General features: G+C 71.7%; 9 protein-coding genes. 2 read left to right on the forward strand and 7 right to left on the reverse strand.

The window, feature by feature from the left end; genetic code table 11:
- Positions 1 to 106: 106 nt before the first annotated feature.
- From AB0L40_RS10050 to AB0L40_RS10080, 7 genes are all read right to left on the reverse strand, one after another.
- Positions 107 to 1,132: a GDSL-type esterase/lipase family protein gene (locus AB0L40_RS10050; RefSeq protein ID WP_364352983.1), complete on the reverse strand. Its 1,026-nt coding sequence runs from the start codon at positions 1,130 to 1,132 to the stop codon at positions 107 to 109.
- A gap of 10 nt (positions 1,133 to 1,142) precedes the next feature.
- Positions 1,143 to 2,540 (reverse strand): MBOAT family O-acyltransferase, encoded by a 1,398-nt coding sequence (locus AB0L40_RS10055; RefSeq protein WP_364352986.1) that lies wholly within the window; start codon positions 2,538 to 2,540, stop codon positions 1,143 to 1,145.
- Between the two features lie 13 nt (positions 2,541 to 2,553).
- On the reverse strand, positions 2,554 to 3,501 hold the full coding sequence (locus tag AB0L40_RS10060; RefSeq protein ID WP_364352988.1) for an SGNH hydrolase domain-containing protein: 948 nt from the start codon (positions 3,499 to 3,501) through the stop codon (positions 2,554 to 2,556).
- Positions 3,502 to 3,505: 4 nt separating this feature from the next.
- A complete protein-coding gene (locus AB0L40_RS10065) occupies positions 3,506 to 3,922 on the reverse strand; it encodes a hypothetical protein (protein ID WP_364352990.1) in 417 nt (138 codons plus the stop codon).
- A gap of 105 nt (positions 3,923 to 4,027) precedes the next feature.
- Positions 4,028 to 5,749: an acyltransferase family protein gene (locus AB0L40_RS10070; protein ID WP_364352992.1), complete on the reverse strand. Its 1,722-nt coding sequence runs from the start codon at positions 5,747 to 5,749 to the stop codon at positions 4,028 to 4,030.
- Entirely contained in the window at positions 5,746 to 9,261 is a 3,516-nt protein-coding gene (locus AB0L40_RS10075) for a cellulose biosynthesis cyclic di-GMP-binding regulatory protein BcsB (protein WP_364352995.1), read from the reverse strand. The genes AB0L40_RS10070 and AB0L40_RS10075 overlap by 4 nt, the downstream gene beginning before the upstream one ends.
- Complete coding sequence (locus AB0L40_RS10080; protein WP_364352998.1) at positions 9,261 to 9,836, reverse strand: hypothetical protein; 576 nt, start codon at positions 9,834 to 9,836, stop codon at positions 9,261 to 9,263. Before AB0L40_RS10080 ends, AB0L40_RS10075 begins: the two co-directional genes overlap by 1 nt.
- Positions 9,837 to 10,181: 345 nt before the next feature.
- Between AB0L40_RS10080 and AB0L40_RS10085 the strand changes: the two genes are divergently transcribed.
- A complete protein-coding gene (locus AB0L40_RS10085) occupies positions 10,182 to 12,542 on the forward strand; it encodes a helix-turn-helix domain-containing protein (RefSeq protein ID WP_364353001.1) in 2,361 nt (786 codons plus the stop codon).
- Positions 12,543 to 12,574: 32 nt separating this feature from the next.
- A complete protein-coding gene (locus AB0L40_RS10090; RefSeq protein ID WP_364353004.1) occupies positions 12,575 to 13,915 on the forward strand; it encodes a lipase in 1,341 nt (446 codons plus the stop codon).
- Positions 13,916 to 13,975 lie beyond the last annotated feature (60 nt).

Below are 13,975 nucleotides of genomic sequence, written 5' to 3' on the forward strand. Positions count from 1 at the left end.
GCAGCGACGCGTCCAACGGCGTGACCTGCACCCAGTCCTACTCGTGGACGGGCCGCCTGACCTTCATCAAGACCGCGCCACCGGTGCGGGACGCCCGGCGGCATGATCAGCGCACCGACGTGTAGTCGGTCTTGAGGCGGTCCATGACGACGTCCGCCGCGACGGCGGCCCCGTCCTCGTTCAGGTGGATGCCGTCGGGTTTGCGCACCAGCGTGTCCTTGCCGTTCACCGGCATCGACGCGCGGTACTTGCCGCCCGGCGTGAAGAAGCCCATGTCGACGACGCGGACCTGGGCGCGGTATGGCTGGGCCGCCGCGATGATCGTCGCGTTGACGGCGCGCGCGATCTTCTGGCGCTCCGCGTCGCGTGGCATCGGCAGCGTCAGCCAGTAGACGCGGTTGTTCCGGCCCTGGCGGTACGTCGCCATCATCTTCCGCACGCGGGTCGCGTAGAGCGACGCCCACAGCGGACCGCAGCACGCGGCGCTCTTGCCCTTGCCCTTGGGCAGCGGGAAGCCCTCGTTGGCGCCGAGGAAGAAGACGATCGCGTCCGGCTTGTCCTTCTTCACCTGCTGCTGGGACAGCTGGCCCCAGTCGAGCAGGTCGGTGTTGGAGATGCCGGTGCCCAGGTGCGGGTCGCGGATCGTCTTGACGCCCTTGGACGCCAGGCGCTGCGCGAGCTCGACGTCCAGCGGCTGCGAGAGCGAGTCGCCGGTGACGAGCACCGTGCTGAGCTTCGGGATCGGCGTCGTCTTCTCGCCGAGCATCGACGGGTCGAAAGCGTCCGGCGTGAGCGGCGCGACGGCGGACGAGTCCGCGCCGGCCGTGGCGGGGTCGTCGAAGCCGCCGCCACCGCTGAGCGACTGGTCCGGCGACAGCGACGCCGTGAGCTTTCCGACGTCGTCGTCGACGCCGAAGAGGTCCGCGATCCAGCCGGCCGGGTGGCCGACGGCGAGGACGACGTCGCGCTGGACGCCCGGCTTCAGCGTGTCGCCCACCCGCGTCACCGAGTTGCCCTTGAGGATCGCGAGCAGGATCACCGTGACGAAGATGACGACGATGGCGTCGCGCGCCCGCAGCGGCCGAGCGGTCGGCCGATCGAGGATCGAGGGGTTGTTCTTCTTGTCGGACATGCGTTCCTCGTCAGAAGGCGAAGTAGATGAACGGCGCGACGCCCTGGCTGGAGATCGTCGCCGTGACGACGATGATCGACACCGTCAGGGCCGTCGCGAGCGCGACGGGGTTGATGCTCTCGAAGCGGACCCGGAGCGCATCCATCGGACGCAGGGGCAGCAGCTGCAGGCCGATCGCCAGGACGATCACGACCACGACAGGCGTGCTCCACATGGTCGCCGGGCCCCAGTCACCGAGGCGCGACAGGAAGTCCCAGGCCTGTGAGAGCTCCGGCGCCCGGAACGGGATCCACGCGAGCACCACGATGTTGAAGACGAGGAACCACTTCAGCCACTCCGGTGGCGAGAGCTTCGTTCTCTCCCGGAACTGGTTCTCGATCACCTGCACCGCCCCGTGGATGAAGCCCCAGAGGACGAAGCCCCACGCGGCGCCGTGCCACAGGCCGCCGAGCAGCATCGTGATCATCAGGTTGCGTGCGGTCTTGAACTTCCCGCCGCGGCTGCCGCCCAGCGGGATGTAGACGAAGTCGCGCAGGTACCGCGACAGCGTCATGTGCCAGCGGCGCCAGAACTCCTGGAACGAGCGAGCACGGTACGGCCGGTCGAAGTTCTGCGGGAACTCGAAGCCCATCAGCAGGGCCAGGCCGATCGCGATGTCGGTGTAGCCGGAGAAGTCGCAGAAGATCTGGACCGCGTAGGCGTACGCCGCGAGGATCACGTCCGGCGCCGAGAACTGCTGCGGGACGCCGAAGACGGGATCGACGATCTCGCGCGCGAGGTAGTCGGCGACCGCCACCTTCTTGACGAGCCCCATGACGATCAGGAAGACCGCCGGCCCGACGGCCACCATCCGCGGGTTCCGCGGCTTGGAGAGCTGCGGGATGAACTCGCGGGCGCGGACGATGGGTCCGGCCACGAGGTGCGGGAAGAAGCTCAGGTACAGGCCGAAGTCGACGACCTTCGCCGGCTCGATGATCCGCCGGTGCACGTCGACCGTGTACGAGATCGCCTGGAAGACGATGAAGCTGATGCCGACCGGCAGCGCGATCGCCGCCAGCGGGATCGGCATGCCGAGGCCTGCCGAGTCCAGCAGCGAGTTGATGTCGGTCGCGAAGAACCCGTAGTACTTGAAGACGCCGAGGGTCCCCAGGTCCAGGGCGACGGCGGCGGCGACCAGTCGCCGCCGCACCTTCTCGTCCTCCGTCCGATGGATGAGCTTCGCAGCGCCCTGGTTCCCCAGCGTCATGGCGCCCAGCAGGACGCAGAACATCGGGTTCGCGGCGCTGTAGAAGACGTACGACGCCGCGAGGATGAAGGGCTTCCAGGCCCACTGCCTGCTCATCAGCGCCCAGGAGAGCGCCAGCACGATCGGGAAGAAGATCGCGAACTGCATCGTGGGGAAGACCATCAGGCGTCCCTCGTCACCAGGTCTTCTTGAGCGCGCGCACCGCGCGCAGGAGGTACGGCCCCAGCGACTCCGAGTAGGCCGGGGTCATGTGGCCCTCGGTGTCCCGGTAGACCATCGTGCCGCCGATGACCGGGGGGCACGAGACGTCGTCGCAGAACCACGAGGTCATGTCGATGCCCTGGTACCGCTTCTTGTGCAGCGCCGCGACGGCGGCGAGGCCGACGTCGGGCACGGTCAGGCCGTCGGCCCGCGGGGTGGCGCACGCGGGCCCGGGGAAGACCCCGGGGCTGCCGATCGCCTTCGTGATGCACGTGAAGGTGTCGCTGCGCGGCACCGGGACGTCCGAGATCACCACGACGTGCTTGATGTTCTTCGGCAGGTCCTTGGCCCAGGACTTCTCGAACGCCGCGGTGCGGACCGCCTCCGGGGTCAGACCCTCCGGGACGTCCAGCGGCGTGGTGTTCAACTGCGACACGAAGACCGTCGAGATCTCCTTGTGCCGCTTGAGGAACGCCTTCGTCTTGGCGTACCACGGGATGCACGTCTCCTTCAGGCCCGCCGGCAGCAGCACGACGGCGTCGGAGTACGAGCAGCCCGGGCCCGTCAGCGAGTACCCGGTCCAGTGGTAGTGCTTGGCCACCGTCCCGAGCGCGCCACGCCAGTGCCAGGCGTGACTGTCACCGAGCAGGGCGATGTTGCCCTTGGCCTTCTTGCCGACCGTGCCGAAGAAGCAGAACTGCAGCTCCTGCTCGATGCGGTAGTTGCACGCGGACTCCGTCTTCTTGTTGATGTTCTTCACGCTGGGCGTCACCGAGCGCGACTGGTTCACGCACGGATGGGCCGTATCGCGTGCCGCCGCCCCGGCGCAGGTCGATGCCGCTGACGCCGTGCCGGCGCCGCCGATCGCGAAGAGCGTCGCGAGACCGGCGACGCAGAGGAGGAGGAGGAGCCGCGTGCGCACCGGGCTACTTGTTCTGCTGGTAGGTGCCGGTGACGGACTTCGAGCCCGAGCGGCAGGTGTACTTGGCGTAGAACAGCGTCGTGGTCTTCGACGTGACCTTCGCGCTGCACTTGAAGCCGGAGACCTTCTTCGAGCACTTGTAGCCGGTCTTCGAGCGGCACTTGTGGTACCCGCGGGTGATCGAGACGGCCTTGCCGCAGGACACGCCGGTGGCCTTCAGCGACAGGCCGTAGGTCGGGCGGCCGTTGCCGGGCTGCTGGTCCTTGGACGACAGCTGACACGTCGTGGCGGCCGAGGCCTTCTCGACGGCGGTGGTGCCGGCGAGGCCGGCGGCCGCGGCCAGGACGACGGCGGCGGTCAGCGCGCCGCTGCGGCGGACGGCCTTGGGGTGGTTCGTGAGGAGAAGACGGGAGGTGGGCATCGGGGTTCCTTGGTGTGTGTGGGGGGGGTGTGGACAGTGGTGGCGCGAAGGGGAGGGACGGCCCGGGCACGGCCCCGGGGTGGGACGGTGTCGCGGGACGGAGGGTCAGACGGTGGCGAGCGCCTCGCTCCGGGCCGCGACGACGCTCGGCCGGGAGATCGGCGGCACGTGGTCGGCCAGGACCTCCTGGATCGCGCCGTGGCGGTCGATCAGGAGGGTCGCCCGCTCCGAGAACACGCCGCCGTCGGCGTCGTGCCAGAGCGGGATTCCCGCGGCCTCCGTGAACCGGCCGCCCGGGTCGCTGAGCATCGGGAACGGCAGCTCCTCGCGCTCCCGGAAGGCCTTCTGGGCCTCCGGGTCCCGGGTGCTGATCCCGACGACCTGCACGCCGAGGGCGTCGAACAGGAACGCGCCCTCGCGGTAGGCGCGGGCCTCGGCCACGCAGCCCGGCGAGTGATCGCGCTCGATGTCGCCCGGGTGGATGAACGCCACCAGCGGACGACCGCCCGACAGCCGGACCAGGTCGACGGGGATGCCTTCCTCGTTGAGCAGCTCCGGCATCCCGGCGACCTCCGTCCCGCGGCGGACGTGAAGCTCGCCGGAGCGCCAGACCTCGCGGGGCGGACGTGGCCTGTGGATCTGCAGCAGGCGCCGCAGGTTGCCGCCCGGCACCTCGATGAACCGGTAGCTGAGCCACGCCACCACCAAGCCGATCGCGACGAGCGAGGCGGTCGAGAACGGCCAGATGTTCGGATCCGTGAAGTTCAGGATGTGATGCTTCTTCAGGAAGAGCATCAGCGGCTCGTGCCAGATGTACAGCGAGTACGACACGACACCCGTGAACTGCACCGGGGCGCTGCGCAGTGCGCGCATGATCCGCCAGTCGTGCTTCCCGAAGACCATCGCCGCCATCAGCGCCGTGGTCGAGATGCCGACCCAGGTGAAGAAGAACAGGGCGATGAACGGCGGGTCCTCCGGGCGGTCGCCGCGCTGGGTGATGATGTAGATGAACGGCAGCAGCGCGAACAACGCGAGGCCGGTCGACAGGTACGCCTTCTTGGGGCGCCACTTGCCGGCCACCGCGACGACGACCGCCAGCAGCATGCCCATCCCGAACGCGTCGCCGCGGGCCAGGGCCGAGTAGTAGACGGTGAAGCGGTGCGGGGGCGGCTGGTTGTCGAGCGAGATGCCCGCGATGTAGTAGGCCCAGTACTTGTAGAAGATCGATCCGGCGATCAGCGCGATCGGCCCGATGGTGCAGATCGCGATCCGCCAGTTGCGCGACGGCACGTGCCGGAAGAGCTTCGTCAGGACGAAGATCAGGATCCCCGTGATGACGTAGTAGTGCATCTCCACGGCGAGCGACCAGGCCGGCCCGATCGTGTAGTAGATCTGGGTGTTGTGGTAGATCTGCGTGAAGGTCAGATGCCGCAACAGGTCGGCGATCTGCCCGTCCCCGCCGTAGTACCGCGAGTTCCAGACGACGAAGATCGCGACGTAGTACAGCGGGATGATGCGGAACGCCCGGCGCACCGCGAACTCGCGGACGCCGATGTGCTTCGTCCCGTTGATCAGGGCCCGGACGAACGGGAAGAAGATCAGGAACCCGGACAGCGCGAAGAAGACGCCCAGCCCGAAGTCCAGGCTGATGATGGCGTTCCGCAGGATGTGCGTGTCGCCGTAGGCGTACCCGTCGATCGTGCGGGACGTCTGGTACGCGTGGAGGATGACGATCGAGACCGCCGCCGCCCCGCGCAGGGCATCGAGCTCCTCGAACCGCGCGGACGGCTTCGAGCTGGGCTCGTTCTTCTTCCCGCCCGCGCTCACGAGCCCGCCGGCGTGTTCCGTGCGCGGGCGCCGTTCTCGTCGGCGGCGACCAGCCGCTGCCACTCCTCGAGCTGCGCCTTCGCGCCGGCCTCGTCGAACGGCTGCGCCGGGGTCGGCGGCTGCAGGTCGTCGAGGCGGCGGCGCACGCTGCGGATCCGGAGGAACAGCAGCAGGAGGATGGCGGCGGTGAGCACCGCGGCCGGGACCTTCCAGGCCAGCGGCTCCTTCTTGAACGCCTGCTCGGGCTCGGCGCCCTTCAGCGTGGTCGGCTTGCCGTCGGCCGCGATGACGGCGGCCTGGCCCTTGACCTTGTTCGTGTAGTACGCGCTGCCGAGCGGGCGCAGGGCCCGCACGCCGTTGGCCAGGAGGATCTGCCGGCCGTCCTGCGACCAGGTCTCCAGCAGCGCCTCGCGCGCCGGCACCGGAGCGCCGGAGGGCAGGGCGACCGGCGGCGTGGTGCCGCGGGCCAGCACGACGACGTCACCGTCGGGCAGCGTCCGCGGGGCGATCGCGAACTTCGGCGCGAGGGGCTTGTCGGTGAACCGGGAGGCCTCCGCGATCGTCGTGATCGCCCAGCTGAGCTCGCTCGGCGTCGGGTCGCTGCCCAGGACGACGGTCGTGCCGGTCATCGCGTCGGTCGTGGTGAAGGGCCACGGCCAGAGGTCCAGCAGCGACCGGCGCGGGCGCGGGCGGCTCTTGAACGTCACGACGCTCGACGGCAGGATCTGGACGGCCGGCGGCAGCGCGTCGCCGGAGTTGCCGACGGGCTGGCCCGGGGGCAGGTCGCCCTCGATGGTCATGAAGTTGTCGCCGGCCGGGAGCGTGAGCACGCCGAGGGCGAACTTCGCGTCCGGGGCGTCGACGGTGTCCTGGAAGACGTCGACCTTGAAGCGGGACTGGCCCGTGCCCTGGCTCGGCAGGTTGCGGGTCAGCAGCTGCTGGCCGTTGAGGCCGACGCTGACGCGCCCGCCCGCCGGGGCCGAGAAGCCCACGCCGAGGTCGATCGAGATCTTGCGGTCGACCAGCTCGCGGTCCTCCGGGAGGCGGAAGCCGACGTTGAACTTCATCCGGCCGGTGCCCTCGCCCGAGGCGGGCGTGATCGTGGCGCGGGTGGTCGAGTCCTTCGAGGCGGTGTCGGGCAGGCCGCCGGAGACCGGCGACTCGGAGCCGGCCTGGAAGCCACGGCGCTCGCGGGCGATCGACCAGGCGGCGCGGACGACGCCGTCGCCGCTGCCGCCGACGGTGGCGATCAGCCGGCCGTCGGGGCGCCGCCGGACGGCGATGCGGGGACGGCCGGTCGGGTCGACGACGACGACCTGGCCGGGCAGGCCGTCCAGCTCGGACGGCGTCGCGGCGCTGACGATCTCGATCGGCACGCTGGTGGAGCCCGAGGCGCGGGCGACGGCCGCGGCCATCACCGACGCGGCACGCACCGTGTCGGCCGACGGGGAGTCCGGCAGTGCCAGGAAGAGCCGGGTGGACGTCTTGCCGGTGACGTCGACGAGGCTGCCCGGAAGGTCGGCCAGGAGCGGCGCCGTGGAGTTGCGCGTGCCGGCGATGCGCAGGGTGCTCCGGGCGCGGTCGATCGTCAGGATCGCGCCGGTCGCCGGGTCGGTGTTGCAGCAGGTGGCGTCGATGCGCGTGTGGAACTGGCCGCGGAGCTCGATGGCGACGCGGTGGTCCGCGGGGACGTCGGACGCCGGGATGCGCACGTCGACGCTGCCGGGTCCGGCCTTGACCGGGACGGCGGTGCGCAGCACGCCGTTGACGCGGACCTGGAGCGTCGAGTTCGGCTTCAGCTCCGGCGAGCCCTGCCAGTGCAGGCGGAAGGTGCCGCCGAGGCGCTTCCAGTCAGCCGGGATCGGGACGCTGATCCCGGTCACCGGAGCGCGGCCGGTCATCGCGGTGCTGCTCGCGAACGGCGCGACCTTCAGGGTCGTGATCTCGGTCGGAGGGGTGCTGGTCTGCGCCTGGGCGCTCGACGGCTTCAGGGCACCGAAGGCCGCGACGCCGGCCACCAGGGCGACGACGGCGGTGCCGGTGATGCGGGCGGGAGCCGACGACGGGGCCGTGGCGGTGGGCCCGACCTTCGGGGTGGGGCCGGTGGCGCGCTTGGTGACGATCCAGCCGCGCTGGCCGAGCAGCTCACGGACGGTGGCGACCATGGCCACGGTGTTCTTCGCCGTGGTGTAGAAGAGCGAGCCGAACGCGTAGGCGTAGAACCATGGACGGAGCTCGCGGCGTTGACTCTCGAGCGCGACCTTGTAGGTCATGATCGCTGCGAGGGGTCCGGCGATGAGCGTGAGCACGGTGGTGAGCACCAGGTAGGGGTCGTAGAACCAGGAGAACGAGCGGCCCACGAGGACGGTGGCGAGCAGCAAGGCGAAGATCTGCAGGGAGAGGACGGGGAAGAGCTCGCGCCAGCCCAGGAGGTAGGACCAGTAGATCTTCAGACGCGAGGTCAGGACCGGGGAGCGGACGATGGCCGCCTGGTGACGGAGCGTCACCTGGAACCAGCCCTGGGCCCAGCGCATGCGCTGGCCCCACCAGGCGCGCGGGGTGGGCGGCGCCAGCTCGGTCGAGATGACGGAGCGGTCGTGGATCGTGCGGTGGCCGGCGAGCAGGGCGCGGACGCTGGAGTCGATGTCCTCCGTCAGCATCTGGTCGTCCATGCCGATCTGCCGCAGGACGCTGGTGCGCCACCAGCCGTTCGTGCCGCAGAACATCGCGGTGTCGAAGGCCAGCGAGCGGCCGGCGTGCGAGACGGCGTAGATCTGCTCGAACTCGACGGCGATGATGCGCGACAGCCAGTTGGTGTCGTGCTCGCGGATGACGCAGCGGCCCTGGACGATGTCGTAGCCGGACTGGAACCAGCGCAGGGCGCGGACCGCGGCCTCGCGGTCGGGCCGGTGGTCGGCGTCCAGCAGGAGCGTGACGTCGCCCGTGATGAAGCCCATCGCGGCGTTGACGTTCTCGGACTTCGACGTCGACGACGGGACGCGCAGCGCCATGAAGCCGACGTTGAGCTCGGCCAGGCTGGCGAGGACCTCCTCGACGTCCGGGATGCTGTCCGGCGTGTTGTAGGCCAGGATGATCTGGAGCTTGCCCGGCGCGACCTTCATCTCCGTCGCGAGGTGGACGATGGTGTCGGCGACGAGCTCGCGCTCGTTCGGCAGGTAGGCGCTGACGATCGCCGTGACCGACGGCAGCTCCTCGAGCTGCGCCGGGTCGTCGACGTCCGGGACCCGCGGCTCGTCGCGGGTCCCGAGGGCAGCGCGGGCCTCGAGCAGCGTCATCATCGCGGTGAGCGCGTAGGCGGTCGCGACGACGTACTGCAATAGAGGCAGCGTCCCGGGTAGCGCGCTGTCGATGACCGCGTAGGCGAACGCCGGCACGACGATCGCCATGACGATCGTCACGATGGCGAGGAACCAGCCGCTGACGGCTATTCGGCGCAGGGGCCCTGGCCGGCGCGTCTTCTGCGCGCGGAGCAGGCCGGGACGGGCCGGCATTACGAGGCCAGTGCGAGGGGACGCCGGGCGAGGGCGGCCGAGACCTTGCGCGGGAGCAGGTCCAGCTCGGTCTGACGCGTGATCACGAAGTCGGCGCCGGCGTCGTAGAGCTTCGCGACGGTCGTCGAGTCGTGCGACGGGCAGATGACCATGCAGGTCATCAGGGCGCTGACCGGCCGGGCGCGGGCCCAGCGGACCAGCGCGGCGGCGGAGCCGTCGCTCAGCGGCGCGTTGACGAGCAGCACGTCGGCCGGGTCCTGGATCAGCGAGATGACGGCGTCGCGGCCGGTCGGCTGCGCGATGACGGTGTAGCCGTCGCCCTCGAGCGTGCGGCGGATCATCTTGCCCTGGGCGGCGTCGCCACCGGCGAGGACTACACGACCCTTGCTGGACGCGCGGCCGGGGCCGGCCGCCGCCGCGTTCGTCGAGGAGCGCCAAGTCGTCAGCGGGATCGCGCCGCTGCCGTCGGAGGCCGCCGAGAGGGCGTTCCGCGGGGCCGTGGAGTATCCTGTACGACCAGTTCCATAGGCGACTGCCGGGGTGAGGCGGGCGGTTGAACGGAACGGACTCATCATCGGGTTCTCCTGCGGATTCGGGGACGTGGGCCCCGCCGGCAGGGAGCCGACGACGCCTGGTTCTCCGTCGTCCACTCGGAGAGCGGAGGACGAACGACCCTCATCGTGACCGGCGGGCCGTCGCAGGTCCTCGTCCCGGGACACGAAGTTCCGCCGCCGATGCGGTGACGACCGACGGGGCGTGAGAACCCGCCGTGCCGGTACGCGGGCGGCTCGAGAGCGCGCACGCGCAGGGACGAGGGGACTTTTGGACAGGTGTACGGGCTCGTACGCTGTTACCCCCGTGTAACGGTCATCAGAACGCCCGGAAACGGCCGTTATGACGGCTGCTACCTTCAGTTCTGCGTGAAGCGACTACCTTCATCGCCGCACACCGCGGCGCGCAGCGACTCTCCGGGCGTCCCGAGCCCGGCGGTCGTCGCGGTGGTCGACCGGGTCGATCGCGAGGAGGTCGTCGAGGCCGTCCTCTCCGCTCTGCAGGCGCGGGTACCGGCCTACGCGGCGCTGATCGCCGACGACCTCGACGCTCCGCTGCGCCAGACCGTCCGGGTCGGCTGCGACATCGAGTTCACCGCGCTCGCCGAGAGCCGGGCCGTCAGCGAGCGGGGACGGCAGGCCCTGGCCGACGCCTGTCGCAACCTCGCCTTCTGGGGCACCGCCCCCGAGGACCTGCTCACGGGCTTCGACGTCGCGGGCCCCTTGATGTGGGAGCGCCTCGTGCGCGCCGCCCAGCCGGACGAGTTGCCCAGCCTGCTGAGCGCCGGCCGCCATCTCTTCTCGATGACCGAGGCCGTGCAGGCCATCCACGCGTCGCTCCGTGGCGACGACCTGGACGGTCTGCCCGAGGAGGAGTCGCTCAGTCGGCACCTCATGCGCTTCATCCCCGCGGGCCTGACGGACGCGGACGCCCGTGAGGCCGAGCTGCGCCTGCAGCTCACCCCCGCGCTCCTGCGGCGGCCGTTCGTGCTCGTGCAGGACCCGGCCGACGTCTTCGAGCGCGGCCGTCTCGCCCGCCGTCTGCGGTCCGAGGGCGTCCTCGCCGCGACCCGCCCGGACCGCATCGTCGGCCTGGCGCCCGACGGCGCGTGGTCCGCCGCGGTCCCCGAGGGCGCGACGGTGATCCTCGCCGAGCCCGGGCCGGAGGCGCCGACGTCCGCACTGTGGGACGAGCTGCACGACGCCGCGGTCGCCGCCCGGGCCCGCGACCGCCACGGGGTCGTCGAGCTGCACGAGATGGCCGTCGAGTGCATGCTGCTGGCCGCGCCGTCCGCGCGCCGCCGCCTGCGCACCGTCATCCAGAGCCTCAGGTCGTCGTCGGACTCCGGCAAGACGGGGAAGGTCGACCTGCTGGAGACCGCCCGCGCGACGCTGGAGGGCAACCTGGTCCGCAGCCGCGTCGCGGCACTGCTCGACGTCCACCCGAGCACCGTCCGGTACCGGACGGAGCGCCTCGAGGAGGCCCTGGGCCTGCAGCTGCGGCGCCCGTGGCACCGGAGCGTCCTGGAGCTCGCGATCCGCACCGACGGCCTGCCCGACGAGCCGGCGGTCCCCCCCGCCGTGGTCGTCCGCTCGCCGCCGCTGACGGAGCAGGTGATCGCCAGAGTCGCCGCGCGGATCGACCACGACCTGCTCGCCGGGCGGATCGTCGACGAGATCCACGAGTCCCTCCCCAGCTTCACCGCGTCGGGCGAGTTCGACGGCGAGGCCCTGTTCCAGGAGGCCCACGCCTACATCGACGAGGCGCTCTTCGCCTTCCGCGACGCCCGCCCGGAGGACCACCAGCGCCGGCTCTCCGCCGGAGCGATGGTGGAGGGCCGGCTGCGGCGCGGCGTCACCGCGGCCGACGCCCTGCGGGCCCTGAGCCTCAGCGGCCAGCTGCTCTGGGACGCCCTGCTGGACGAGGCGACGCCCGAGGAGGCCGGCCAGCTGCCCGCCGTCGCCGTCCGCCTGATGCGCCTGGCCAACCCCGCGGCGCTCGTCACCGGCATCCCGGCGACCCACATCTCGTCGCCGACGACGGCCGCGGCCAGCGAGTTCATCATCGACCTGCTCGCCGGCGGCACGGCGTCCAACGACCACATCCACGCGCTCGCCCGGACGTGGGGGATCGACCCCGTCCGCTCGTGGCGTCCGGTCGTCGCCGTCCCGGCGGACGGCGAGCCCCCGCAGCGGCTCGGCGCGGCCATGCGCGCCATGGGCTGGCTCGCCGCCGTGCGCCGCGGGCGGGTACTGGCCCTGGTCCCGGCCGAGGTCGGCCCCGAGCGGCTCCCGACGAGCCCGTCGCTGATCGCTCTGGGCACGCACGGCCCGCTGGCCGACCTCTCGCAGAACGTCGCGGACGTGCTGCTGCTCGCGGACGTGGCGGCCCGGCGGCGCGCCACCGGCGTCGTCACGCACGTCGAGTGGGAGGTCGACCTGCTCGTGGCGGCCAACCCCGTCACGGCCGAGCGCCTGCGGCGCCGCATCCTCGGGCAGCTCGGCGCCAGCGAGCCCGGCGTCCGGACGGACCTCGTCACCACCATGATCCGCCACCTCGAGAACGACCTCGACCGCGCGCGGACCGCCCGGGCCATGCACCTGCACCCCAACTCCCTCGACCATCGGCTGCGCAGCATCACCTCCCGGACCGGACTGACCTTCTCGCGCACCGAGGACGTCCTCGCGCTGACCCTGGCGGCCGCCGCTCACGCGTCGATGTCCGCATGACGCGCCTCGTGACGCGCCGGAGACTGGCGGCCGTGGCCGCCGCGACCATCCTCGCCGGCGGCGGGGCCGTCGCCCTCACGGCGCCGTACGGGGGCGCGGCGGAGGGCGACCAGCCCGCGACGTACGCCCCGCTGCGCAACGCGCCCCCGGCGTACAGCCAGGCGCCGGCGGCCCTGGCCGCCGCGCTCAAGTGCCCGCCGTCGCTGGCCGGCAACCGCACGCCGGTCCTCCTGATCGCCGGGACGGGCGTCACGCCGGAGCAGAACTTCGACTGGAACTGGAAGATCGCGCTCGCCAAGCGTGGCATCCCGCAGTGCACGATCGCGCTGCCGTACCAGGGCCTCGGCGACATCCAGGTCGCCGGCGAGTACGTGGCGTACGCGATCCGGACGATGTACGGCGCGGCCGGCCGGAAGATCTCGATCGTCGGCCACAGCCAGGGCGGGATGGTGCCGCGGTGGGCGCTGCGCTTCTGGGGCGACACCCGCGCGATGGTCGACGACGTGATCGGGCTGGCGCCGTCCAACCACGGCACCCCGGCGGGTGACGCCACCATGAGCTCGTGCCGCTCCTCCGGCTGCCCCGCCGCGTACGCCCAGCTGGCCGCCGGTTCCCGCTTCCTCGAGGCCCTGAACAGCCGCTTCGAGGCGTTCGACGGCATCTCGTACACGAACATCCGCACGAAGACCGACGAGATCCTCGACCCCGGCGGCGTGCCCACCGCGCAGGCGTCGACATCGCTGACGAGCCCCCAGGGCCGGATCACGAACGTCGCGATCCAGGACGTCTGCCCCGCCGACCAGAGCGGGCACCGGCTGGTCGGGACGATCTCGAACACCGCCTTCGAGCTGGCGATGGACGCCCTGACCCACGACGGTCCCGCCGATCCCGGCCGGGCCAAGGCGGCGGCGTGCGCGACGACGCTGATGCCGGGCGTCGACCCCAACGGCCTGCAGGGCAACTTCTCACGCCTGGGGGCGATGTCCGACGCCGCCAAGGCCGCGGTGCCGATCGTCCGCGAGGAGCCGGCGCTGAAGGCCTACGTCGGCGGCCGCTTCGACGTCGAGCCGCCCGACGCGGCGATCGTGACCCCGCCGCTCGAGCGCGCCCAGCTGACGATCCAGCCGACGCGCCTGACGGCCGGCCGACGCGTGACGCTCCGGATCCGCGTGACGAGCAGCAACGGGCGGGCGCTCTCGCGCCAGCGCGTGCGGGTGCTCGGGCGCAGCACCCGCACGGGCCGGGACGGCCGCGTGCGGCTGAAGCTGCGGCCCAAGAAGGCCGGCAAGACCGTCGCGCAGACCAGCGGCAACGGCCTGCCGGTCGCGAAGGCGACGATCCGCGTCGTGCACGCCCCGAAGAAGCGGAGCTGAGCGGCCGGGGCCGGGAGGGGCCCCGCCCCGCCCCCCCCCCCGGCCGGCCCGGGGCGCCGA

The organism is Patulibacter sp. NPDC049589 (genome assembly GCF_040675535.1).
Taxonomy (GTDB): domain Bacteria; phylum Actinomycetota; class Thermoleophilia; order Solirubrobacterales; family Solirubrobacteraceae; genus Patulibacter.

Excerpts from the sequence above, each read along its gene's own strand:
- AB0L40_RS10050 (WP_364352983.1), bottom strand. The coding sequence starts at position 1,132 with ATGTCCGACAAGAAGAACAACCCCTCGATCCTCGATCGGCCGACCGCT.
- AB0L40_RS10075 (WP_364352995.1), bottom strand. The coding sequence starts at position 9,261 with ATGCCGGCCCGTCCCGGCCTGCTCCGCGCGCAGAAGACGCGCCGGCCA.
- AB0L40_RS10080 (WP_364352998.1), bottom strand. The coding sequence starts at position 9,836 with ATGATGAGTCCGTTCCGTTCAACCGCCCGCCTCACCCCGGCAGTCGCC.
- AB0L40_RS10065 (WP_364352990.1), bottom strand. The coding sequence starts at position 3,922 with ATGCCCACCTCCCGTCTTCTCCTCACGAACCACCCCAAGGCCGTCCGC.
- AB0L40_RS10055 (WP_364352986.1), bottom strand. The coding sequence starts at position 2,540 with ATGGTCTTCCCCACGATGCAGTTCGCGATCTTCTTCCCGATCGTGCTG.